This window comes from Desulforamulus ruminis DSM 2154 (assembly GCF_000215085.1).
Taxonomy (GTDB): Bacteria; Bacillota; Desulfotomaculia; order Desulfotomaculales; family Desulfotomaculaceae; genus Desulfotomaculum; species Desulfotomaculum ruminis.
Map to the genome: position 1 here is coordinate 2,157,370 of NC_015589.1, position 23,190 is coordinate 2,180,559.

Here is a 23,190-nt window from a genome sequence, read left to right on the forward strand (position 1 = left end):
CTCTAAAGGGTTTCATAGGTGGTTCTGGCAATAATGGCCTCCTGAGCTTCCCGGGACAGGTTGACAAATTGAGTGCTGTAGCCTGCTACCCGGACCAGCAAGTCTTTGTAATCCTCCGGTTGTTCCTGGGCTTTTCTCAGGGTTTCGGTTGATATAACATTAAACTGGACGTGAAAGGCCCCCAGGGCAAAATAGCCCCGGATCAGGGACGCCAGATTTTTTAAATCTCTTTCCGATTGCAGCATTTCCGGAGTGAACTTCAGATTTAATAAGGTTCCGCCGGAATGGGCGTTATGATTAATTTTGGCCGCCGAACGCATGGCCGCGGTGGGGCTGGTCCTATCGGTCCCGGCATGGGGAGAGACGCCCTCGGTCAACGGGCTGCCGGCTTTCCTGCCGTCGGGCGTGGCTCCAATCACACTGCCTGCCGGAATATAATTAGAAATCCCCATGAAGGCTGAATTAAAGGGAACGCCAAAATAATCCCCATAGGAACGAACCTCCCGGTGATAAAAATCGGTAATCTCCAGGGCAATGGCATCCACGTAATCGTCATCGTTGCCATACTTGGGACATTCCATAACCCTCCGTCTCATCTCTTCATGCCCTTCCCAGTTGGCCTCCAGGGCCGCGCCAAGCTCCTGAAGGGAATATCTCTTTTCTTCAAAGACCAGTTTTTTAATCACCGCCAGGGAATTGGCCGCATCGGCCACGCCAATTCCCGTGAGAACCGGTCCCACATTGTATTTGGCGCCGCCTCTGCTTAAGTCTTTTCCTTTCTCCATGCACCCATCCACCAGCATGGATAAATAAGGTCGAGGCACCATTTCCCAGTGGATCTGCTGAGCCGTCACCGTTCCAATGACCGCATGTTTAATTAAATGAGCCAGTTGTCTGAAGAAGGCTTCCTCCACTTCTTCATAGGTTGTAAATTCCGCAGGCTCCTTTTCCTCAAGACCCATCTCCATTCCGGTCATGCGGCTTCTTCCTTTGTTCAGCGCATATTCCACGGCTGAAGCCAGGTTAATGTTGACGGCGGAAGTCCACTCACCATTCTTTCTGAAATGCGGCACCACGCAGCCGCAATTACTCCAGTCTCTGGCATCCTCCGGGGATAATCCCACGGCCAGCAGCATCTCTGAGCCAACCCGGTCATTATGGACTGCCGGAAAACCGGTTCCGGTACGGATAAGCCGGCATACAGCCAGCAAAAATTCCTCGGGACTGTCGGGATGAATGCGCACACTGAGCCCCGGCTGGTGCGTTCTTACATTCTCGGTGGCTTTAAGGCACAGATAGGATAATTGGTTGGTGGCGTCCCGCCCGTCTCTTTTTCTTCCGCCCAGCGTCAGGTTCTGAAAAGCGTTATAGCCTGCAAAGAACTTAGCGGTGTTGCTTGAAATAACCCATACCCATTCGGAAAGTTTAAGCCAAAGGCACTCGATGAATTCCAGGGCCTTTTCATCGGTGAGGGTTCCTTTGCTTATGTCCTGCTCATAATAGGGATACATATACTGATCGAATCTTCCCAGGTTTAAAGCCAGTGAATTCTCGGACAGGATGGAACCAAGCTGAGTAAACCAGACGGTCTGAATGGCTTCATGAAAAGTTTCCGGCGGATGCTGCGGCACCTTCCGGCAGATCCTGGCAATCTCCAGCAGTTCCTGTCTTCTGACCGCGTCCCCTTCGGTTTCCGCCAATTGCCGGGCCTTCTCCGCATAACGGTGGGCCAGGGTCACAATTCCTTCACAAACCAATAGGGCCGCCCGATAAAAGTCGATCTTTTCCAAGGCTTCTGCTGTTACCGGCTGCAAATTCTCCAGCAAGGTCAAAGCTTGCTCCTTAAGGCCGGCAAAACCTTTTTTAAATATCACATCCTGATAATCGGGCGTGATTTCCCCCACGGCATTCCGCCATTTGGAATCATTGTCCACAATTCCGGTGTCAATCAGCAATTTCGCCGTGTCTTTATGAATCCTGGCCAAAAAAGCTTCTTCCAGGGATTTGCCCTTCCAGTAAGGAAAAACTCCTTTACGAAGAATAATTTTTGTCTCTTCATCAATGATATAAGGGTCCTGGATTCTGTTGGCAAAGGAATCCATTTCCTGCTCCACCCATTTCCAGGAATACTCGGGACAAACCAGGCCGGTCTTCTTAAATTCACCAATACATCCCACAATCAACTCATTGTCAAAAATGGTTACCGGCAGTGTGCTGCATACATGCTTAAAGGCTTCCGCCCGCTGCAGAATCATGGATTGGCCTTCGGTGTTTTTATGGGATTCCGTAAAGGCCAGGGCTCTTTTAATGCTAATGCGCGGCTTGGTTTGCAGATATAGTTTTTTTAAATCTTGCACCCGCTGGGTGGACATGTCTTTAACCCCCTATCCGTTCTTTATCTTTTAAGTAGTCAACCAGAACAGCGCTGGCATCTTCCATATGTTTACGCAGCACCCTCTGGGCCGCCTGGACGTTCTTTTGCACACAGGCCTGCAATAATTCCCTGTGTTCCGCCTGGGATTTTGCCTGGTAATTCATGGCCGATAAATATAAGCGCATGTATCGTTCCGCGTTGTTATGCAATGTCTGAATTAAAGCAAGCAATCTTGGCCTTTCCGCGGGCAAATAAATCGTTTCGTGAAAGCGCCAGTTCATCTCTCCCCAACGGGCGCAGCAGGTTTCCACATCTGTCTGGTCCAGGATTTGCCGGGCTCGTTCCAAGTTCTCCCCGGTCAGATTCGGAAGGGCCAGCTCCAAGGCTCCCAGTTCCAGAAACAACCGTATGTCAAAGATTTCCCGGGCCTCCGCCGCAGACAGTTCGCTGACCACCGCCCCGCGGTTGGGATAAAATTTTACCAACCCCTCCCCTTCCAGGCTCTTTAAGGCCTCCCGCAGGGGGCTCATGCTTACGCCGAAGCGAGCCGCCAATTCCTCCTGTCTTAATGGGGTTCCTCCTTTTATCTCGCCGGATAAAATTGCATCCCGAAGAAGATTAGCGATGATCTCCGGCATGGTACGATGGGATATTTTAATTTGAATTTTTGAATGATGATTGTTCATATAGCTAGTATAAAATATTTTTGTCTGATAAACATTCTATTTTCGAAAGTATACAGTTTTTTATTAGATATGAGGAGGCCCCGCCATAGTTGTCAATTCCGCCCTTTCATCCTATAATGGATGTAATTTTAATTAAGGAGTGTGGTTTATGTTTGTTCAAGCGGAGTCGGTGGTAATCCATTTGTCAGCTTAAGTGTCGCAGGGTTCTCATTCATACTGACCGACAGTAGCTTATGAGATTCTTCTGCGGCCTATTTTGGTTCAGGAGGATTCTCAATGAATTTAATTTCTTTAGGTTGGAACGATTTTTGGGAAGAGCATTTTAGGAACTATCAACAGCCAGGTTTTAAGGCCGGGCGAATTGCCGCTGAATACAAAGGGATTTACCGGGTATACACGGAAAAAGGGGATTTTCTGGCCGGTATTTCCGGCAAAATGCGTTATCAGGCAGCGGTCCGGGATCACTTTCCAGCGGTGGGTGACTGGGTTGTTCTCCGTGATGAGGATGAAGCAAGCCCTGTAATCCATGCAGTTCTGCCCCGGAAAAGTAAATTTTCCCGCAAGGTGGCGGGAAAAGCTACGGAAGAACAAATTATCGCCGCCAATGTGGACACGGTCTTCCTGGTAACAGCGCTAAATAAGGATTTTAATCTGCGCCGCATCGAACGCTATCTTACCCTGGCCTGGGAGAGCGGAGCGAACCCGGTCATTGTTTTAAGCAAGGCCGATCTGTGCCAGGATATCCCAAATAAGGTGCAGAATGCGGAAGCCATTGCTTTGGGCGTACCGGTTTATGTTATCAGCAGCATTACCGGCCAGGGTATTGAGTCCCTGGAATTCCATCTAGGAGAGGGTCGGACGGTTGCCCTGCTGGGCTCCTCCGGGGCCGGAAAGTCCACATTAATTAACCGCCTGATGGGGAAACCGGCCCAAAGAACCCGGGATATCCGGCAGGGGGACGACCGGGGCAAGCACACCACCACCTCCAGGGAGCTGTTCCTGCTGCCCCGGGGCGGCCTTGTGGTGGACACCCCGGGCCTGCGTGAATTACAACTCTGGGATTCTCATGAAGGGTTTCATGAGACCTTTGAGGATGTGGAATTTTACGCCGGCCAGTGCCGGTTTACCGACTGCCGGCATACCAGTGAACCCGGTTGCGCCGTCAAAAGGGCCCTGGCGGAGGGAAAGCTGGATCCCGCCCGGTTTAACCATTATCTTAAACTGCAAAAGGAACTGGCTTATCTTTCCCGCAAAGAGAATCAACAGGAACTTTTGGCGGATAAAGCACGCTGGAAAAAAATCCACAAAGAAATGAAACACTATAAACCCCGCTAACAGGGGAACCCTCCGGTTTACCGGAGGGTTCTTTCGTCTTTTGCTATAGGGCCGCTTCTGATGAAAATGGTTTACAAAACCTTTTTGTTTACTGACTGCAAATGGTTGGATTCACGGTCTTAATAAAAACATCCAGTTTGGCTGGCTCTCCCTGGGCCGTTACCTCGTAACCAAAGGCCTGGCCGACAAAGCGCAAGGGCACCATGGTTCGATTGTTTATGATCTTCGTCGGCACATCCAGGGTTATTTCCTGTTCATTAACCAAGGCCTTAGCCTGGCCAACGGGCAGTTGGATGACGACTTCATCCCTCTTTCCAAATACCGAACTGCCGGCCTCGTCCAGCCAAACTTCTGCTCCCAGGGCCTCAAAGGTTTTGCGGAACGGCACCAGGGTCCGGTTGGTTTGGGGGTCATAAAGGGGCGGTTCATCGTAAATAATCCTGCTTCCGTTCATATACACGTTAATGGCCAACTCACCGGCGCTGGTGGCAACGGGTTTTTCCACCTTATCCGGTACCGCTTCTTCCGCAGGGCCGGCGGAATCCACTTTATAAAGGATCATATAATCTTTAATAATCTGCACCGCTTCTTTTTTCATATCCTGAGTGAGGAATGAATCGGTAAAGACCGGTTCTGTCAGATCCCAAAGATTGTTTCCGTCGTTTGTACGCATGGAACTCTGAGCCTTAGCCAAGGCCAGGATCATGGAAACCGTAAAGCTCTGGGGATTTTTTATTTTTGCTTCTTCTAGATAGGGAATGGCCTTTTGCGGTGTCAAATAATCATCCAGCAGAATCAGATATCCAAGGCAGAACAACTCGTCCCCGTTTAGATCCTTCAGATCCAGATCGGCAACTGGTTTGTCGTACCGTTGCTCTGCGTAAAGCTCCGCATGGTTCCGGACTTCCCAGGTCTGCTGCTGATACATGGCGTTGATCACGGCAGCCTTGATGTCCAGGGATTGCTTGGGATCCTGCAGGAACCGGGTAATTTCCTCGGTTGGTACGCCCCAGGTCATGGCCTCCTCTACAATCTGCCGGTCCTTGTAGGCATTGGCAAAGGGGGTGGAAGTAACCGGTGTGTCGGCAAAGGAAACCCCTGGCCAAACATTAAAAAACATGACTAAAAAAATGATTCCCGCGAACCGTTTCAAAAAAATACCTCCCTAAAATTTTTACACAGGATTCTCTTTCATAGAATTCTCTTTCCGTGTAAAATTTTCCTATTAGGGGATTTGGTATTATGCCACCCATCGGTATTTTATTTATAATATTTAACGGTTCATGTTAAAAAGGATTTTTCCTCTGACAATGGAACAATCTAAATATAAAGAAAGATGAGACCAACTATATGAAGTCAAGAGAAAAATAAGAGAAGGAAGTAAAAAAGTAGTAGCGAAAAAAGGCATGCTTAAGCAAACTGTCGGGATATCCGGCAGCAAAAAGAGAAAGGAATGGTTAGGCCTGAGGGATAAAAATGGAGTTGTTTTTAAGCAGACTGAAGATCACACGAACAAGTTTTTTGCCGACATGGCTCAAAGCGACAAATTGATGCTTACCCTCGGATTTTTTCTTCGCCATATAAGACTTGAAGGTGGGGTCGCGCATGGCAATAAGTCTAGCGGCGTTTATTAAAGCCCAGCGGAGATAAGAGGAACCGCGCTTGACCATCGGAGTGGAATTGGCGGAGAACTTACCGGACTGATAAGTAGAAGGGTCCAGACCGGCAAAAGCAAGGAGCTTAGCCGGAGTGGCAAAGCGAGTAATGTCGCCGACCTCGGCCAGGATGATGGCTCCAAGGGTATAAGATATGCCCGGTACCGTGAGAATGGGAGAATCAAGCGCCACCATAACCTCCCTGATACGGGCATCGATGGCAGAGATCTGAGTCTGGAGAAAACGGACGGTTTGAATCGTCTGGACCAGCTCGAAGCTGAGCGCAGGAGAGCAGGAACCGATAGAAACCTTGGCAAGCTCACGAATCTGGATCGCCTTCTCTCTGCCATACCTTCCTTGTGAGGCTTCTGCAAGGAGGCTCGTAAGGCGAGTCAAATGACATTGGGCGATGGCCTGAGCGGAGGGGAACTGGCTGAGGAGGGCAAGACAAGAATTCTGATGGATGGACCAGACGGCCGTATGAAGCCGGAAAGAGGATCGTAAGCTGCCGGTTATAGGACGTTTTCAGTTTAGAGCGTATAGAAAGCAGACGAAACCGGTGCCGGGTTAGTGCTTTCAGCTCGGAGATATGATATGATGCGGGAGAATAGGGCTTGGTGTCATCGGAGAAGAGCATGGCAGCCAGGAATCTTGCATCCGACTTGTCGGTCTTGGTTTTTCTCAGAGTCTGTGCCTTACGGTATAGATTGACATGGAGGGGATTGAAGGTAGTGACTTCAAACCCCTGTCCAATGAGAAAGTTTGTGAGATTCGTGCTGAAATGGCCGGTGGATTCCAGCCCTATTTTTACGTTTAGAGATCCGGAAGCCGATTTTAAGGAAACGATGTTGCTTATCAGCGTCTCAAAACCGTTGCGGTCATTGGTAAAGGTGAAGTTTTCAAAGAGGGCGGAGCCATCGCGATTCAGGATGCAGCAGTCGTGTTTCCGGGACGCTACATCGATACCCACGTAGATCAAAGAATCATCTCCCATTGATTGATTTTGGCGCTGTGTGTCCACGCACTTCATGCTGAATGTATCCTTGTCCGATATGAAGCGTCCAATGCGCTATCCAACCGATAAACAAATGAGCATGAAGCTGTGGTTGTAGCCTCTAAGGTATAACCAGTCGGCCGTACCGCTGTAGGTGATCAAACCAATCCACAGCGCAGACAACATTTTAACCCATAATCGGGAGAAAGGTAATGGAGCCCTTTCCGGACTCCATTATACAAGGTGATAACATGACTTCGATTAAACTGACCCTCTTTTCAGATTATGCCTGACCCTTTTGCTATATCGGCAAAGGTATTGTCGAAAAATTGTCTAAAGAATATTCCCTTACCCTCCGCTGGGCCGGTTATGAACTACGGCCTGAAAGGCCTCCGGAGGGGGAACGCCTGGACCGGCTGATCCCCGATTTTGATGCGGAAGCCGCCTGCCAGCAATTTAACAGACTGGGTGCCCAGTATGATCTTTCTTTCGGTCCCGTCACTTTTCTTCCTAATACGCGATTGGCCCTGATGCTTACGGAATATGCCAAGGATCAAGGGATTTTTAATGAATTCCATCAGGCCGTTTTTAAGGCTTATTTTGCAGAAGGGAAGAATATTGGATCGAAGGACGTACTTCTTGATATTGCTGCCCTTCTGGGAATGAACCTCACAGAAACAGAAGCAGCTCTCAGGGAGCCCAAATATTTGCATCGTCTGGAACAGAACCGGCAGTCCGGCGTTCCTTGGCAGGTAACCGGATTACCAACCATGATTATAAACGAGCAGAAAAAAATCGTCGGCGCACAACCCTATGATACCTTTAAAAAAGCATTGGACTCCCTTCTAGCGAATGGTAAAGGCTAAATAAAAACTCTAAATGTTTTATGGGCCAAAAACCATAGAACACGGATGATACGGATTTACACGGGGTTTTTAATCTTTGTTTTATATCCGTGTTCCATTCTTATTTTAGAAGGCGTTGGCTATCCAACAGCCTTCTATTTTTTATCAAGAGTCGGGAAAAATCATTAGCATTCTTTTTCGGCCAGCATCAATGCCAAATCCAGTACGCGGTTAGAATAGCCCCACTCGTTGTCATACCAGGAAACCACCTTGACCATATTTCCTTCAATGACCATGGTAGACAGACCGTCAACAATGGAAGAATGGGGATTGCCGTTAAAATCTCGGGAAACCAAGGGCAGAGAATTGAAACTCAGAATTCCTTTTAATGGACCTTCGGAAGCTTGCTGCAAAGCAGTATTTACCTCCATGGCGGTGGCCGGCACGGCCAATTCAGCCACCAGATCAATTACCGATACATTGGGAGTGGGAACCCGCATGGAAAAACCGTTCAGCTTTCCTTTTAGTTCCGGTAAAACCAGCGCCACTGCCTTAGCAGCACCGGTGGTGGTGGGAATGATGGATTGTCCGGCAGCCCGGGCGCGACGCAGATCTTTATGCGGCAAATCCAAAATTCGCTGATCGTTGGTACAGGAATGCACCGTTGTCATAAGACCTTTGACGATACCAAATTTTTCATTCAGCACTTTGGCCAGGGGAGCTAGACAATTGGTAGTACAAGAGGCATTGGAAATAATATGGTGGCACGCCGGATCATAGATAGGATGGTTAACCCCCATAACAATGGTTGCATCCACTTCACTGGCCGGAGCGGAAATAATTACTTTTTTAGCCCCTGCTTCAATGTGCTTGCCTGCCTGAGGGCCCTTGGTAAAGAAACCGGTGGATTCGATTACAATCTCTACGCCCAGATCGGCCCAGGGCAGCTTTGAAGGGTCCTTTTCCGCATAGACGTGAATGTCAGTCTCGTTCACCCGAATGGTGGTTTCCGTGCAGGCAACCTCTGCTTCCAGCTCGCCGTGCACCGAATCATATTGCAGCAGGTGTGCCAGTGTTTCCGGATTGGTTAGGTCGTTAACCGCTACAATTTCGATGGCTGAACCCTGATTTAAAAAACCTCTCTTTACCATGGCCCGGAATACATTTCGGCCGATACGTCCAAACCCATTAATGGCAATCTTGGTGGTCATATGACATTCCTCCTATTATTTTATCTTTTGGAAAAAACAAAAACGGGCCAGAGGTAGTTAATGTAACTACCAACTGACCCGCTCCAATACTCCTGGGCATTTATTCTGTTCTTCTAGAACATTATACCATGCTTTCCTTATCATAATAAAACTATTTTGCAAAAAACCCCGATAAATGGTACAGACCTTTGTTAGGCTTACTGAGGAAGTACTTCCTGCTTTATAGAAAATATGAAACTCAATCTTTACAGTTCCCTAATAAGTTTAAATTCCACAAATCCCTAAGACTTGTGCTAATGGCGCTAATCCCTTTATCCAATGCTTCATGGACATCTTCCTCGGTTTTTACCAAACCGCCGGCCAGGATGGGAATGGCTAAAGACTCCTGCAGCTCACTAATGACATACCCAGGCACGCTGGAAGGTAAAACTTCAATGGCATGGGGCTGTACTTGACGGGCTACTTTAATGGCTGTCTTTAAGGATTCCGAGTCCACCACAAATATCCGCTGTACTGTCAACAAGCCTTCTTCCTTACCGATTTTAATAAGATGAGACTTTGTTGTCACAATTCCTCTTAAGCCGAGCCTGGTTAGAAAATGAAGCCCCGGGCGATCTTTGCCCACCCCTTCAAAGAGATCGATGTGCACTAGCAGTAATTTGCCGGCTTCCCGGGATCTCTTAATTAAACTGGGTAAATAGTTGATATCCCCGTTTAGGGCAATAATTGCATCAATATTTTTATGCGCCAAGGCTTCAGGCAAATCCTTCAGTTTACGAATACAGGCAACAATTTTTTTGCTAAATAAAAGTTCTTCCATAACCCGCCTCCATAGAAACACCTACCACTTTGGCCACCTTGATGATCTTCTGCGTTGGCGGGGATTTTCCTTTAAAGAAAGTTTGGGATTGCTTGAAAAAAACAGACCGGCGGTAGCAATAAATTCACTACTACCAGCCAGCCAGCTCCAAATTTCCCCGGTTAATTTTTTATCTTTAACCTATGCTTTAACGATTTATCCCAAAGTCTTTTTCCCCGCTGATGACAGTGAAAGAATGATATTGGGGCTGCCGGAGTTATGAAAGATACATGCTTTCCAGATAACTCCGGCCGGTTTTGGTTTTAAAATATTTTTCTTTAATGATTTCTACTTGTTCCTGCCCCAGGTCCCCTTCAAAGATATTGACCAGAAAATCTGCCTCCACCAAAATCTGAAAATCCAGATCATCAATTTTGGTATAGGTATGATGATTCCCAATCAAATAGCAAACCCGCTCAACAAAACTTTGACTCAAATTGAACTCCTGCAGAAACTCCCGGGCGATGGGGGGGCCTTCGAACTGTTGATACTTTCCGGCTGTTGATGAATATTTTCTTTCACTCTCTTTAATCCCGATATCATGTAAAATAGAAGCTGCGTCTAAGATTTCAAGTTTTTCTCCGGTAAGCCCCTCTAACTCACCAATGCTTTTGGCCAGCGCATACACCTTAAGGGCATGGTTGATCCGTTTTACATCGGCCCCAAAATAGGCGATCATTTTTTTCATCATACTACTTGCCATCATTACCACAGACAACACCTCAATACTTTTTTATTCTGGACCAGAAATATCAATAAACCCTTTTCTTCACCATTCTTATCATATCATAAGATACTTTCTTTCATGAATAGGAACTGCGTTGCTTCTTAAAGGGTTGATCAGGACAAGATTCTTGTTTGACATAAATTGGATGCCATGATAATAATATTATTAGATCATAATTATTCTTAATAAAAAGAGTTACTTCAAAGGCTAAACCTGCTCAAAAAACATTTAAAATTTTTGCCTGCTTTATTAATTTTAAGTATATCAACTGAATAATGAATATAAACAACTTTCCAATTTAAGGAATAAAGGAGTTTTTAAAACATGTTGCGGTCTGCTGTCTACAAGGGACGTAGTATCACTTTTCTCCTGCTGCTTCTGATCGTCATCAATCTTATGGCGGTTTTTGCCGCCCAGCTTCAACGGATACCGGGGGGTTTTTTCCAGGAATTGAGCCAGGGGGCTTTCGGTAATTTACAGGTCATCTTTTTTAGCATCATTATTGAGGCGCTCCCCTTTGTTATTCTGGGGGTGTTAGGTTCAACTCTTTTAGAGGTGTTTGTCTCACCGGAACTGATTCAGCGGCTGCTGCCCCGCACCTGGTTTCTGGGCATTATGGTTTCCGGTTTACTGGGGTTTTTATTTCCCTTTTGCGAATGCGGCCTGGTGCCCATCGTAAAGCGATTAATGGAAAAAGGTGTGCCCGCCCCTCTGGCCACCGTCTTTTTATTGACCGCTCCGGTGGTTAACCCGGTGGTTGGCATGGCCACTCATTTTGCTTTTATGAGACAACCTGAATTTGTCTTATGGCGTTTGGGAGGAGCTTATCTTTTAGCCATAACGGTCGGGTTTCTGCTTCTCCGCCACTGGTCTGAGAGGCTGCCGCTGAAACCAGGGACGGGCTATTATTGTGGCTGCGGATTCTCCCACGGTAATGAATTAAACCGTTCCTTCGGGGGAAAAATCCGCCGCGTCTTTGCTCACAGTCAGGAAGAATTCTTCGGAATTGTGTACTATCTCATCATTGGAGCTTTTTTAGCATCAGCCTCCCAGGTATTCCTGCCCAGGGAATGGCTTACTCAAGCCGGTTCTCACGCCACAGGCTCGGTGGGCGTCATGATGAGCATGGCCTTTCTGCTCTCCCTCTGTTCCGGAGCCGACGCCTTTGTGGCCAATACTTTTGTCAATACTTTTACCCCGGGGTCTATTCTGGCTTTTATGATTTTTGGACCCATGGTGGATTTAAAGAATTTACTCATGATGCTGGCGGTATTTAAAAAGAGATTTGTTATAACTCTGGTTTTTTGGGTTGCCACCCTATCCTTTTTACTGGGGGTTGCCATTAATAAAACGGCGGTGATGATCCGATGAATTCCTTATTCCGGTTAACCTCTTTGCTGATGTTGAGCTACACTTTGTTTAACTTATTAAGTACAGGCCAAATATCCCTTTACATTAATCCGCGCTTTATCCCATTGACCAAGTTTTCCCTGGCCTTTTTGCTGCTGCTGTCCCTTTTCAGCCTGTTGCAATGGATCTCCCTGTGGTACAGCAAAGGACGCCGCGGGTCATTAAAAATAGCTACGCTGATTATCTGGCTGGCCTTTTTAATGCCCCTGGTTTTCCCTCCAAAGATGATGGATAGTTCCATGGCCGGTCAAAAGGGGATGATGTCCTATCAGCAGAAGGCACAAGAACAAAAGCCCTCTGCTAATAATGACGACAACAAGGATTTCCAGGAATCGACGGACCCTTCTATTAAAGAACCGGAAACCATGCCGTCCGCTCCTCAGGGAGATCAGAATCCGGCAACTCCGGATCAGACCCAGGCGCCTCCGGCTAACCTTCCCGGAAACAATGATCCGATTATCCGGTTTACCTCGGAAAATTATGTAGAACTTCTGGATGACATGTATAATCATCCAGCTCAGTATTTGGGGAAGGAGTTGGAGGTGGACGGTTTTATTTTCCATCCCGAAGGGCTGGAAGCAAGCCATTATCTGATCGCCCGGTATGCCATTGCCTGCTGTGTGGCCGATGCGGTAACGGTGGGATTTGTGGCCGATGGAGAGGCCCCCTGCTCTGATAATACCTGGGTAAAGGTGCGTGGAAAATTAACTGCTCTGGATGATAAAGGACCCCGACTGAAGGTGACGGATTGGGAGGAGATTCCCCTTCCTCCAGACCCCTATATCTATGCCTATTAAAAAAGCAACCAAAGGATTTTCCTGAGGATCGAGAGGATTCAATGATATGAGAGTTGTGGATGTGGTACAGGGATTTCTCGGATCGGGAAAAACCACTTTGATTGATCACCTGATTCGAGAGGTTTTTACCAAGGAAAAAATTCTTGTCCTGCAAACCGAATGGGGAGACTTTCAACTGCCTGATTACGGCTCCCGGGTAAAGGTCTGTTCTTGGGATTGGGAAAAGGGTTTTCCCCCGGTTGAAATGCAAAAGCTCATTTGTACCCCGGGGGTGCAACGGGTAATTATTGAAGTGAACGGCATGTCCCCGGGGCAAAAATTATTGGAGACACTGGAAATCTTGAGGGCCAAGGGAGAAATATCCCTGGGCGCCTCGCTGGCCGTCTTTCACGGCCCCACCTGGCAGACCATGGGAAAACCTCTGGAAGAATTATTCCGCTCCATGGCCTTGACCAGTCATGGTTTTTGGATCAGGGAAGGAACCGTTGACCTCCACCGTTGGATCATGAATGTCCAACCCAAAGGATGCCTGACTTCGGGGGACGAATGGTCAGCCTGGTATCGGCACGTCATCCGCTCAACTCGATTAAAGGGGTTGGCCAAGATCGCTTGGACCGCCGGAATCATCATGGCAATGTATTTATTCTACTGGCTTTTGTTTGGAAAAATATAAGGGCAAAATACAAAGCCGGATTAGGCCGTAGAAAAAATCCGGCTTTGTTTCATTTCCTCATGCAGCCGCTGCATAGCGTCCTCTGTTGGCGGACTCAGGTGGCCCAGTGTATAGACCAAGTTGAGTTTTTGCCACTTATGAACCCCCAGTGGGTGATAAGGCAGCAGCTCCACCTTCTCCACTTGGTTCTCCAGGGCATGCACAAATTTTTTTAATTTTTGCATGTGCAGGGCCGAATCATTGATGCCCGGTAAAACCACATACCGTAACCACAGGGGCACTTTGCTTGCTTTGATGTATTCCAGGGCCAAAGAAAAGGGCTCTTGGGGTTTGCCTGTGATCCATTGATACAGGGGGCTGTCCAAAGCCTTTATGTCCAGAAGCAGTAAATCGGTAAAGGGCAGCACCTTTTCCAGTGCCCGTCTATCAACCCAACCCGAGGTATCGATGGCCGTGTGTACACCTGCATTTTGGCAGCACTGTAATATTTCAGCGGCAAATTCCGGCTGCAGCAGGGGTTCCCCTCCGGACAAAGTGATTCCGCCCTGGTGCTTAAAGTAGGGTTTAAACCGAAGAACCTTGCTGATAATTTCGGCGGAATCGATCTTCTGCCCGCCTTTTGGGTTCCATGTGTCCGGATTGTGGCAATAGCGGCATCGCAAAAGGCAGCCCTGAAAAAAAATCACACAGCGCAGTCCCGGTCCATCCACAGTACCACAGCTTTCAATGGAATGAATCCTCCCCTTCACCTTTTCCCCTCCCCAATATCCAGTCATCCTAAAGTCTTAGATCCTTTTGTTTCGCGCGATTAGTTCGTTCAATGCCTTTCCCCTTGCTGGGTAAAAGACCGTTCAGCATTTGAAGAATTAGCCGCTTCGCTTCCATGCCCCGGTCCAAAAAGGTTTAAGACCACCACACCGATGACAATAAGAGAAATTCCCATCACACTGCCGATATTTATTTTCTCTTTCCAAATGAGTATGGATATGACCACGGTAGCCACCGTGCCAACGCCGGACCAGATGGCATAAGCGGTATTCAGCGGTATGGTCTTGAGCGACAATGATAAAAAGAAAAAGGAACAGGTAAAGCTGATCACTGTCGCTAGGACCGGGAGCAACCGGGTAAATCCTTGGGATGCTTTGAGCATAGAGGTGCCAAAAAGCTCACTCATGATAGAAATGGCTAAGAATAAATAAGCCATTATTCATCCTCCCCCTTTAGCCAATTCATCAGTTCATGAAAAACACGTTCTCTAAGTTTTTGATCTAAAGGGGATAATCCAAACACCTCCGAAAACCATAAACCGTCCGCGGTAAGCCTGGCAATACTGGCGCGAACCGGATTGATTCCGTCATTTTCTATGTTTCTTTGCCAAATGCCATATTGTGTTTGCATTTCTTCCAGTAATTTCGGGTTTGTAAAAAGAACTGCCGAAAGAGCCGAACTCATAGGAAAGCCGTCTTCTAAGCCGCTAAAAGTTGATTCCACATAGGCCCGGCTCCATTTTCCCTTGGCTCGACTGTCATTGGTTACTCTTTCTTGAATATCCGCCGCATAATTACTGTTTAACTCTTCTACCATGCCTGTAATCAGAGCCTCTTTACTGGGAAAGTGATATAACAAGCCGCCTTTACTGAGTCCGGCTTCTTTCGCCACTGCTTCCAGGGTTAATCGTTCTAAGCCTTGATTGCGAATAATGTCGGAAGCAGCCGTTAATATACGCGCACGTGCCGATGTCCTGTTATCTGAACTCACTGGATCTCCCCCTTTTACTCAACTATACCGTCCAGACGGTATAGTGTCAAGTATAATGAGTGATCCTGGAATTACACGCGTCTAGGAACATGGACTGCCCGTGAAGTCATTTTATATTTTATTGGTTAAAATCTTTCAAAGAAGGTCCTCCGGATCACTTCCAGTTGGTGTTCTCTGGAGAGCCGGGTAAAATGGACCGCGTAACCGGAAACCCGAACGGTTAATTGAGGATAATTTTCCGGCTCCTCCATGGCCTTTTCCAGCATTTTGCGGTGCAGCACGTTTACATTTAGATGGTGCGCCCGTTGTTCAAAATAACCATCCAGGATATGGACCAAATGATTAACCCGGTCCTCCGGTTCCCGGCCCAGGGCGGTGGGAATAATGGAGAAGGTATTGCTGATACCGTCCAGGCAGGCTTCATAGGGCAGCTTGGCCACCGAGTTTAAGCTGGCCAGGGCGCCGTGGGTGTCCCTGCCGTGCATGGGATTGGCTCCCGGGGCAAAGGGGCTGCCCTTTGGACGTCCGTCGGGAGTTGCCCCGGTTTTTTTACCATACATCACATTGGAGGTAATGGTAAGGATGGACAGGGTATGCCTGGCCTGGCGGTAGGTGTCGTATTTCTTTAAATTATCACTAAAGCCCCGTACCAGCTCAACGGCGATGTCGTCCACCCGGTCGTCATCGTTGCCGTACTTGGGAAACTCACCTTCAATGCGGTAATTAACCGCCATTCCTTCCTCGTTCCGGATGGGATAAACTTGGGCATATTTGATGGCACTGAAGGAATCCGCCGCCACCGATAAACCGGCAGCCCCAAAGGCCATCAGCCGTTCAACCCGGCTGTCGTGCAAGGCGGTTTGAATTTTCTCGTAGGCGTATTTGTCATGCATGCAATGGATGATATTCAAAGTGTTTACATAAAGTCTGCATAGCCAATCTTGCAAGATGAGAAAATTCTTTTTCACCTGGTGATAATCCACGACTTCACCGTCCAAAGGAGGAATTTCAGGCGCCAACTGTTTCCCGGTTATCTCATCCCTTCCCCCGTTGATGGCCAGCAGCAGAAGTTTGGCTAAATTGACTCTGGCGCCAAAAAATTGCAGTTGTTTACCAATTTTCATAGCGGATACACAGCAGGCAATGCCATAATCATCGCCATAAAACGCCCGCATTAAGTCGTCATTCTCATACTGAATGGAGCTGGTTTGAATGGAAATGGCCGCGCAAAAATCCTTAAAGGCTTGGGGCAGGTCTTTGGACCACAACACCGTTAAATTGGGCTCGGGAGCCGGTCCCAGGTTTATCAGGGTATGCAAAAAACGATAAGAGTTTTTGGTAACCAGAGTCCTGCCGTCCAGCCCCATGCCGCCAATGGCTTCGGTAATCCATAGGGGATCTCCGGCGAAAAATTTATCGTATTCCGGAGTTCTTAACTGCCTGGCCAATCTTAGTTTAATGACCAATTGGTCCACCAGTTCCTGAGCTTCCGTCTCGGTTAAAAGACCGGCCGCCAGATCCCTTTCAATATAAATATCCAGAAAGGTACTAATGCGTCCCAGGGACATGGCCGCACCGTTTTGCTCTTTGATGGCTCCCAGATAAGCAAAGTACAGCCACTGAAAGGCTTCCCTGGCATTGGCAGCCGGTTCACTCAGGTTAAAGCCGTAGGCAGAGGCCATCTCCATTAACAGCCGTAAAGCTTTTATCTGTTCTCTGATTTCTTCCCTTAGGACAATAGCTTCCTGGGTCATGGCCAAAAAGGCCATGTTTTCCAGATCTTTCTCCTTCTCTTCGATGAGCCGGGTTACCCCATATAAGGCCACTCTGCGGTAATCCCCGATAATGCGGCCCCGTCCATAGGCATCGGGTAAGCCGGTAATAATGCCCAGACTTCTGGCCTTGCGCATTTCAGAGGTATAGGTATCAAAGACCCCGTCGTTATGGGTCTTTTTATATTTAACAAAAAAATCCTCCAACTGCGGGTCCAGGGTATAGCCGTAGGCTTTACAGGCTTCTTTGGCCATCCGCAGTCCCCCAAAGGGATTTACGGCTCTTTCCAGGGGTTTTTCGGTCTGCAGGCCCAGGATGATTTCCAGGTTTTGATCAATAAAGCCGGGGCCATAGGCATTGATTCCGGTTGCCCGGGAAGTATCAATACTTAAAACCCCTCCTTTATTTCTTTCTTCCCGAAAGAGAGCCAGACATTTCTGCCATAATTTTTGCGTTTTCTCTGTTTCCCGGCAGAGAAATTCCTCTCCACCGCTATAAGGGGTGTAATTGTTTTGGATAAAATCCCGGACATTCACTTCCAGCCGCCATTTTTCACCCTGAAAACCGGCCCATGCTTGTCTCACTTCTCCTATCCCCTTTCTTAAAAAAACAAAAGACCGCCTGGGCAATCACATCGTACCATGTACGGTGAATTGCCCAGGCGGTCGGCTTTACAACAGTTACAATCCTCTGTGGTATACTCCACATTTCTTCCGCCAGTCATGTAACTGCCAATATTCTATTACCATCTCATTATAATTATAATCCGGTCTTTTGGCAATGACCATTTAAAGAAAATAATTCCTATTGATCGTGGTGCTTATGGTGCAGTAATGACGCCTCAATGATGGTCTTTACACATTCGTCGTCCAGCGTATAAAATACCATCTTTCCTTGTTTGCGATGTTTCGCCAGGCCAATGTTCTTTAATAAGCGCAGATGATGGGAAGCTACCGGTACCGTTGAGCCAATAATGGCCGCCACATCGCAAACGCAAAGTTCTTCCTGGGAGAGAGCGTAAATAATCTTTATACGCGTATCATCCGCCAGGGCTTTAAAAATCTCCGCCAATCCTTCGGTAATCTTTACCTCGCCCCTCAAACGGTTTACTTTCTCTTCGTTAAAACAAAAGGTTTCACAAGTGTCCTGCTGCTTTGCCCGGTCCACTTCATCACCTCCAAAAGGAATTCCCTTTATCCTGAAATCAATGGATTGGCTTACATCACTATATTACTATGGTATAATACTGTTTGCTCTTTGTCACGTTATTTCTGAATACCGATTACCGATACGAGGTTAGGATCTGTCCCTTTCATTCATCTCATTCCCTTTGACGCAGATCGCCCTAAGGACAAGAATGACGCCCTATCATTTAAATAAAATGGGAAAAAGTTTGTATCTAAAAGGATGCCCATGAGTAAGAAAATTTAAATCGTGGTAGTTATCTCTATGATTCAATAACCATAAGAAAAAGCTACAGTTGAAAAAATATCAGTGGCTTAAAGGTGATTTCAAGTAAATTATTTGGCCGTCGGCTTTGGCTTTAGCATCTTTAGCATTCTTTTCAATCCTCGATCCTTGGTTATGTTTCCTTACGGTACCCTGGGGGTTAATTTAATCTGGCTTACATCCTCTTAAGCACCGTCCTGGATCAATCTTTGCTTATTTAGATTATCTCCTGGGAAAAGTTTTTAAGAAGAGTAAAGAAGGAAACCGCGGGGACAATTGAAAAGAGCGCTAAAAACTAAAATCGAAGGCGAGTGGGTTATTTCCGCCTTCGATTTCTTACTCTCTATCCTGTTCTTCTGTGCGGCTTATTTTCTCCAAGCCAATGTCCTCAAGGATTTTGTTAATTAATTCTGTAGACATCATCGACCCTCCTTCCTGATATTATTATATCATAATATCACAGGATGGCTGATAGGTCAATATAAAATAATTGTCATTAACCTTTTAACTTCCCTGCAGGACGTTATATAAAACCGATTCCTCTGCTGTTATATGGAAACCTTCCGTTTGCCGCGTATTTTGCCTTTGGCTGCCGTCCCTTTATTCTCCTGCTGTCTGCCGCGGTTCTCTTTATGGTATTGCTTGGGGCGGGGCTTTGGTACATGGGTTTTCTTGACACGCAGGGGTTTTTCCTCTGTCAATTGAACAGGCGAACGATCGGGCTCCCTGGTTAGACTTTTTAAAGCTGCGGCCAGAAGGGTCACCGAATCGGTTTCCGCCAATAGTTCCTCAGCCAATTTATAGTAGTGCTGAAAATCTCCTTCTTCAACAATTTTTAGTAATCTCTCCACCGTCAGACGCTGCTGCCCTTCAATGGTCTCTTTCATTGTAGGCACGGACTGCCGGGTAATCTTTCGTTTAGTAATATTTTCAATCATTCTTAAATGATGAATTTCCCTGGGAGTAACAAAGGTTATGGCTTCCCCTTTTTTACCCGCGCGCCCGGTTCGCCCGATGCGGTGGACATAGCCCTCGGGGTCCTGGGGGATGTCAAAGTTATAAACATGGGTTACACCGCTGATATCCAATCCCCGTGCCGCCACATCCGTGGCCACCAGAACGTCAATGGTCGCCTCTTTAAACTGACGCAGGACACTATCCCTTTTGGACTGGGAAAGATCCCCATGAATCCCTTCGGCTGAATAGCCCCGTTTATTTAAGGCTTCATAAAGTTCATCCACCCGGCGTTTGGTACGGCCAAAAACAATGGCCAATTCCGGTGATTGAGTATCCAAAAGCCGGCAGAGGGCTTCAAACTTTTCTCTTTCCTGAACCTCAATGTAGCTTTGATCAATGCTGGGTACGGTCACTTCCTTGGCTTTAATACTAATAAATTCCGGATCTTTTAAAAAGCGCTGGGCCAATACCTGGATGGGTTTAGGCATGGTGGCTGAGAAAAGAAGACTCTGACGCTCCTCCGGAATCTCCTGCAGAATGGCTTCAATATCCTCGATGAATCCCATATTCAGCATCTCGTCCGCCTCATCCAGGACCACCATCTTAATCCCCTGCAGGCGCAGCGTCCTTCTGTCCATATGATCCATCAGCCGGCCCGGAGTACCAACAATGATATGAGGCCTTTTCTTCAAAGCCTTAATCTGCCGGTTAATATCCTGACCACCGTAAATCGGCAGGGTACGAATGCCTTTTATTTGGCCGATGCGGTTTAACTCCTCGGCCACTTGAACCGCCAACTCCCGGGTGGGAGTAATGACCAGGCCCTGAACCCGATCTGCTTCTTCTTCAAATTTCTCAACCATGGGAACACCAAAGGCAGCGGTCTTCCCGGTTCCCGTATGGGCCTGTCCAATCAAATCCCTTTGCTGAAGGGCAACGGGTATGGTTTTTTCCTGAATGGGTGTGGCCTCTTCGAAACCCATGTTGGCCAAGGCCTGGAGCAAAGATTCACTTAACCCCAACTCATAAAAGTATGTCATAAATAAAAACACGCCTCTCTTCTGACTAGTAAAAGCTGACACAAATGAATTTAATTTTTATTTTCTTATCCCCGGTACATATGATTTCCATTTTCAGGGATACTTACTCCTTCCCTCTTTACTCATGCAGAAAGCCTCAGTATTTTATGTGAATTTTTTGCTTAAATTGTTATTAACCTTGATAATCTCCTTTAGGGATTTACCAGTTTATGACGAACGGGATAAAAGATCAGCGTGATAATAATTTCCTGGCATTCTCCCCGAGGATTCCCCGATACTCATGGTCCTTTAAATTCAACCCGTCTAAATATTGGGATTCTTTTAAAGGATCACTGATGGGATAATCGCTGCCTAACAAAATCCGTCGGTAACCATGTTCCCGAATCATTTGTTTAAATTTTTCCGGCGCTAAAAAACCCGCACTGCTGGAAGTATCAAAATATACCTCTCTGCCAACCAGATGTTCCAAAGCCTGATCCCACATCTGCCAGCCGCCCATATGGGCAGCCACAAACTGCATGCCGGGAAAAAGATCCAATATTCGAGACATTCTTGTCGGTGAAGAGAAATCCTTTCTAAAAGGCGTATCTCCCACGTGGAAAAGAACAATAAAATCTGAAACAATTCTTTCATACATGGACAGCGCCTTGGGGTCGTCCATATAAAATTGTTGAAAATTAGGATGAAACTTAATCCCTTTAATGCCGGCTCGCTTTAATTTTTGGATTTCCCCGTCAATATCCTGGTAATCCGGGTGAAGGGTTCCGAATCCAATCAAGGGGCCCTTGGTATTGCGAATGGCCCAGTCATTGGCTATTTTTACCTGGGCAGGAACGGTGGCCACAGTAAAAAAGACCGCTGCATCCACCCCCTGGCGCTGGATCAAATTTTGATACTCCTCCAGGGTCCCTTGATAGGGAACGTCAACTTCATAATAATCGGCCAGTTGATGAGTCACCTTAAAAGCAATACTTTCGGGAAAAAAATGAGCGTGCATATCTATAAACAATCTCTTTACCCCCTATCCTCCTCCATAGAATCTTCTATAAAAAATCTTTAAAAACAGAAAAAACCCCTTGGCAGGGGCTTTTTATCCAGGGAATAAATATAGCGTTTAACTTCGCCAAAAATCAAAAAGAAACAAACCTACCGTACTAAAATAATATTATACGATAAGAACCTTGGCTTAACAAGACTAAATATGGCAATGGTCATATTTTATACCAATCTTTTTTAAATATCCAATAAACTAAAGATCTTTTAAGCTGCTTAGCAGAAACGCTAGGGTAAGAAATATTGAGCAATGTAACTAAAGGCAAGGAATAAAACCAATAGGCAAAGAACGGTTTTAATGATTTTATCCGGAAGAAATTTTTGTATCCTTGCTCCCACATAGGTCCCCAACAAGCCACCCACACCAAACAAAGTTCCCAGCAACCAGTCCGGCGCAATGGCAACACTGCCGGCTATGGAGGTTGCAGCCAGGAGGTGATAGTAAGCAACCCCGGCGATGGAGGTGATCAATGTCCCGGCCAGAGCGGCACCGGCCACCGTATAAATAGGTAATCCTAAAACAGCCACACAAAAAGGTGAAATAATGGCCCCTCCCCCAATGCCGTAAATGCCGCCAATCAACCCCACCGCCAGGGACAGGGTTAAAATAGCCAAGGTGCTGAAGGAATAGGTTTCACCCCAGAATTCATACTCAACCCTGCGTAAAGAAATGGATTTGGTTTTGACAACCGCCTCCGCAGGCAAACCGGCAGCCAAACGACGGGTATTCTCTACTCTCAGTTTGGCGATTTGCTCAGCAAATTTCTTTTGCATAATTTTGTTTTGTTCTTTCATCTTTTTATTCCAACCCGCTACTTCCGACAGCAGCCGGTAGCCAAGATACAAAAGAACAAGGCCCACGAACAATTTAAAGGTCCCGGGATCCGGTAAATATAATATTCTTATCCAGGCGCCGAAAAACACACCGGGCAGCGTACCCAAAACAATAGCCCAGGTAAGGGGCCAGGCCATTCTTCCTTCCCGGATATACCGGTACAGCCCTCCCGGGATAGCCACAATATTATAAATCATGTTGGTTGGACTTACGGAAGGACTTGTATAGTGCAGCACGCTCATTTGAAAGGGCAGCAGTAAAAACGCCCCGGAAACTCCTGCGGAAGCGGTGACGGAAGAAACCAGGAAGGCCACCAGCGGTGGTATAAAGGGCAGCACATCAATCCCGGATACCGGAAAATGCATTTTTAGCACCCCTTTCTTATTTCCATTCAGGAGTTCAATAGCATTTAACTAATTCGTCAATCCCTGGACGAAATTTCTTTAATCTATTTGCATCGCGCATATAGATTTTTTATAAAAATACTAAAGATTCATAAATATGTCAATAGCCTTTTAACATCCCATGAGATTATTCCATCCACTCTGTAAAGGGCCTGAACAAGGCTTCAATGGCGTGATTAGGATTCGGCAGGGCAACTCCCATTACCTGCAGCAGGGCCAGAGTAAAGCCAAGGATTAAAAAAAAGCTAAAGGCAGCCAGTTCCCGCCAGGCTTTTTTCTTTACAAGACCCGGCACCTCAAGGAAAACAATGACGCCAAAGGCTAAGACGATGAGTATAATCATTTCAGAACTCCT

Annotated in this window: 22 protein-coding genes and 1 riboswitch; of the genes, 5 read left to right on the forward strand and 17 right to left on the reverse strand. The window is 46.9% G+C overall.

Translation table 11 applies throughout. The annotated features are described in order from the left end of the window. Positions 1-2: 2 nt before the first annotated feature. Together DESRU_RS10855 and DESRU_RS10860 are read right to left on the reverse strand one after the other, a co-directional pair. Entirely contained in the window at positions 3-2,372 is a 2,370-nt protein-coding gene (locus DESRU_RS10855; protein WP_013842154.1) for a glycyl radical protein, read from the reverse strand. 4 nt (positions 2,373-2,376) lie between these two features. Then, complete coding sequence (locus tag DESRU_RS10860) at positions 2,377-3,060, reverse strand: GntR family transcriptional regulator (RefSeq protein WP_013842155.1); 684 nt, start codon at positions 3,058-3,060, stop codon at positions 2,377-2,379. 276 nt (positions 3,061-3,336) lie between these two features. Here DESRU_RS10860 and rsgA point away from each other — a divergent pair, with 276 nt between their 5' ends. Further along, positions 3,337-4,395, forward strand: a complete 1,059-nt coding sequence (rsgA, locus tag DESRU_RS10865; RefSeq protein WP_013842156.1) for a ribosome small subunit-dependent GTPase A — start codon at positions 3,337-3,339, stop codon at positions 4,393-4,395. 88 nt (positions 4,396-4,483) lie between these two features. Here rsgA and DESRU_RS10870 read toward each other — a convergent pair whose 3' ends face one another. From DESRU_RS10870 to DESRU_RS21640, 3 genes are all read right to left on the reverse strand, one after another. After that, complete coding sequence (locus DESRU_RS10870; RefSeq protein ID WP_013842157.1) at positions 4,484-5,548, reverse strand: copper amine oxidase N-terminal domain-containing protein; 1,065 nt, start codon at positions 5,546-5,548, stop codon at positions 4,484-4,486. A gap of 304 nt (positions 5,549-5,852) precedes the next feature. Then, positions 5,853-6,245: a transposase gene (locus tag DESRU_RS21635; protein WP_337998875.1), complete on the reverse strand. Its 393-nt coding sequence runs from the start codon at positions 6,243-6,245 to the stop codon at positions 5,853-5,855. Between the two features lie 124 nt (positions 6,246-6,369). Then, the gene (locus DESRU_RS21640; protein WP_337998876.1) at positions 6,370-7,044 is read right to left on the reverse strand and encodes an IS110 family transposase; all 675 of its coding nucleotides are present in this window, start codon (positions 7,042-7,044) and stop codon (positions 6,370-6,372) included. 305 nt (positions 7,045-7,349) lie between these two features. Between DESRU_RS21640 and DESRU_RS10880 the strand changes: the two genes are divergently transcribed. Continuing rightward, the gene (locus tag DESRU_RS10880) at positions 7,350-7,910 is read left to right on the forward strand and encodes a DsbA family oxidoreductase (protein WP_081462007.1); all 561 of its coding nucleotides are present in this window, start codon (positions 7,350-7,352) and stop codon (positions 7,908-7,910) included. 164 nt (positions 7,911-8,074) lie between these two features. Here the strand turns inward: DESRU_RS10880 and gap are convergent, their stop codons facing one another. From gap to DESRU_RS10900, 3 genes are all read right to left on the reverse strand, one after another. Beyond that, complete coding sequence (gene gap / locus DESRU_RS10885; RefSeq protein WP_013842159.1) at positions 8,075-9,100, reverse strand: type I glyceraldehyde-3-phosphate dehydrogenase; 1,026 nt, start codon at positions 9,098-9,100, stop codon at positions 8,075-8,077. Positions 9,101-9,338: 238 nt separating this feature from the next. Further along, a complete protein-coding gene (locus DESRU_RS10890; protein ID WP_013842160.1) occupies positions 9,339-9,920 on the reverse strand; it encodes a glycerol-3-phosphate responsive antiterminator in 582 nt (193 codons plus the stop codon). Between the two features lie 256 nt (positions 9,921-10,176). Next, positions 10,177-10,671: an HD domain-containing protein gene (locus DESRU_RS10900; protein ID WP_013842161.1), complete on the reverse strand. Its 495-nt coding sequence runs from the start codon at positions 10,669-10,671 to the stop codon at positions 10,177-10,179. Positions 10,672-11,010: 339 nt separating this feature from the next. Between DESRU_RS10900 and DESRU_RS10905 the strand changes: the two genes are divergently transcribed. The 3 genes from DESRU_RS10905 to DESRU_RS10915 are packed head-to-tail and all read left to right on the forward strand — an operon-like array spanning position 11,011 to position 13,566. Then, on the forward strand, positions 11,011-12,057 hold the full coding sequence (locus tag DESRU_RS10905; RefSeq protein WP_013842162.1) for a permease: 1,047 nt from the start codon (positions 11,011-11,013) through the stop codon (positions 12,055-12,057). Continuing rightward, positions 12,054-12,893, forward strand: a complete 840-nt coding sequence (locus DESRU_RS10910) for a TIGR03943 family putative permease subunit (protein ID WP_013842163.1) — start codon at positions 12,054-12,056, stop codon at positions 12,891-12,893. The genes DESRU_RS10905 and DESRU_RS10910 overlap by 4 nt, the downstream gene beginning before the upstream one ends. A 46-nt stretch (positions 12,894-12,939) precedes the next feature. Next, positions 12,940-13,566, forward strand: a complete 627-nt coding sequence (locus tag DESRU_RS10915) for a GTP-binding protein (RefSeq protein WP_013842164.1) — start codon at positions 12,940-12,942, stop codon at positions 13,564-13,566. A gap of 20 nt (positions 13,567-13,586) precedes the next feature. On the opposite strand, the gene pflA is transcribed toward DESRU_RS10915, so the two are convergent. From pflA to DESRU_RS10960, 9 genes are all read right to left on the reverse strand, one after another. Further along, entirely contained in the window at positions 13,587-14,315 is a 729-nt protein-coding gene (gene pflA, locus DESRU_RS10920) for a pyruvate formate-lyase-activating protein (RefSeq protein WP_013842165.1), read from the reverse strand. A gap of 68 nt (positions 14,316-14,383) precedes the next feature. Beyond that, positions 14,384-14,770, reverse strand: a complete 387-nt coding sequence (locus DESRU_RS10925) for a DMT family transporter (protein WP_013842166.1) — start codon at positions 14,768-14,770, stop codon at positions 14,384-14,386. Next, positions 14,770-15,324, reverse strand: a complete 555-nt coding sequence (locus DESRU_RS10930; RefSeq protein ID WP_013842167.1) for a TetR/AcrR family transcriptional regulator — start codon at positions 15,322-15,324, stop codon at positions 14,770-14,772. The genes DESRU_RS10925 and DESRU_RS10930 overlap by 1 nt, the downstream gene beginning before the upstream one ends. A gap of 125 nt (positions 15,325-15,449) precedes the next feature. Further along, on the reverse strand, positions 15,450-17,681 hold the full coding sequence (gene pflB, locus DESRU_RS10935; RefSeq protein ID WP_013842168.1) for a formate C-acetyltransferase: 2,232 nt from the start codon (positions 17,679-17,681) through the stop codon (positions 15,450-15,452). 64 nt (positions 17,682-17,745) lie between these two features. Continuing rightward, positions 17,746-17,831: riboswitch (ZMP/ZTP riboswitch) on the reverse strand. Positions 17,832-17,901: 70 nt separating this feature from the next. Continuing rightward, complete coding sequence (locus DESRU_RS10940) at positions 17,902-18,264, reverse strand: ArsR/SmtB family transcription factor (RefSeq protein ID WP_013842169.1); 363 nt, start codon at positions 18,262-18,264, stop codon at positions 17,902-17,904. An 830-nt stretch (positions 18,265-19,094) separates the two neighbouring features. Next, on the reverse strand, positions 19,095-20,543 hold the full coding sequence (gene cshA / locus DESRU_RS10945; protein ID WP_013842170.1) for a degradosome RNA helicase CshA: 1,449 nt from the start codon (positions 20,541-20,543) through the stop codon (positions 19,095-19,097). A 229-nt stretch (positions 20,544-20,772) separates the two neighbouring features. Continuing rightward, the gene (locus DESRU_RS10950) at positions 20,773-21,552 is read right to left on the reverse strand and encodes an amidohydrolase family protein (protein WP_013842171.1); all 780 of its coding nucleotides are present in this window, start codon (positions 21,550-21,552) and stop codon (positions 20,773-20,775) included. Positions 21,553-21,824: 272 nt separating this feature from the next. Further along, entirely contained in the window at positions 21,825-22,796 is a 972-nt protein-coding gene (locus DESRU_RS10955) for a sulfite exporter TauE/SafE family protein (protein WP_013842172.1), read from the reverse strand. A 166-nt stretch (positions 22,797-22,962) separates the two neighbouring features. Continuing rightward, positions 22,963-23,178: a hypothetical protein gene (locus DESRU_RS10960; protein WP_013842173.1), complete on the reverse strand. Its 216-nt coding sequence runs from the start codon at positions 23,176-23,178 to the stop codon at positions 22,963-22,965. Positions 23,179-23,190 lie beyond the last annotated feature (12 nt).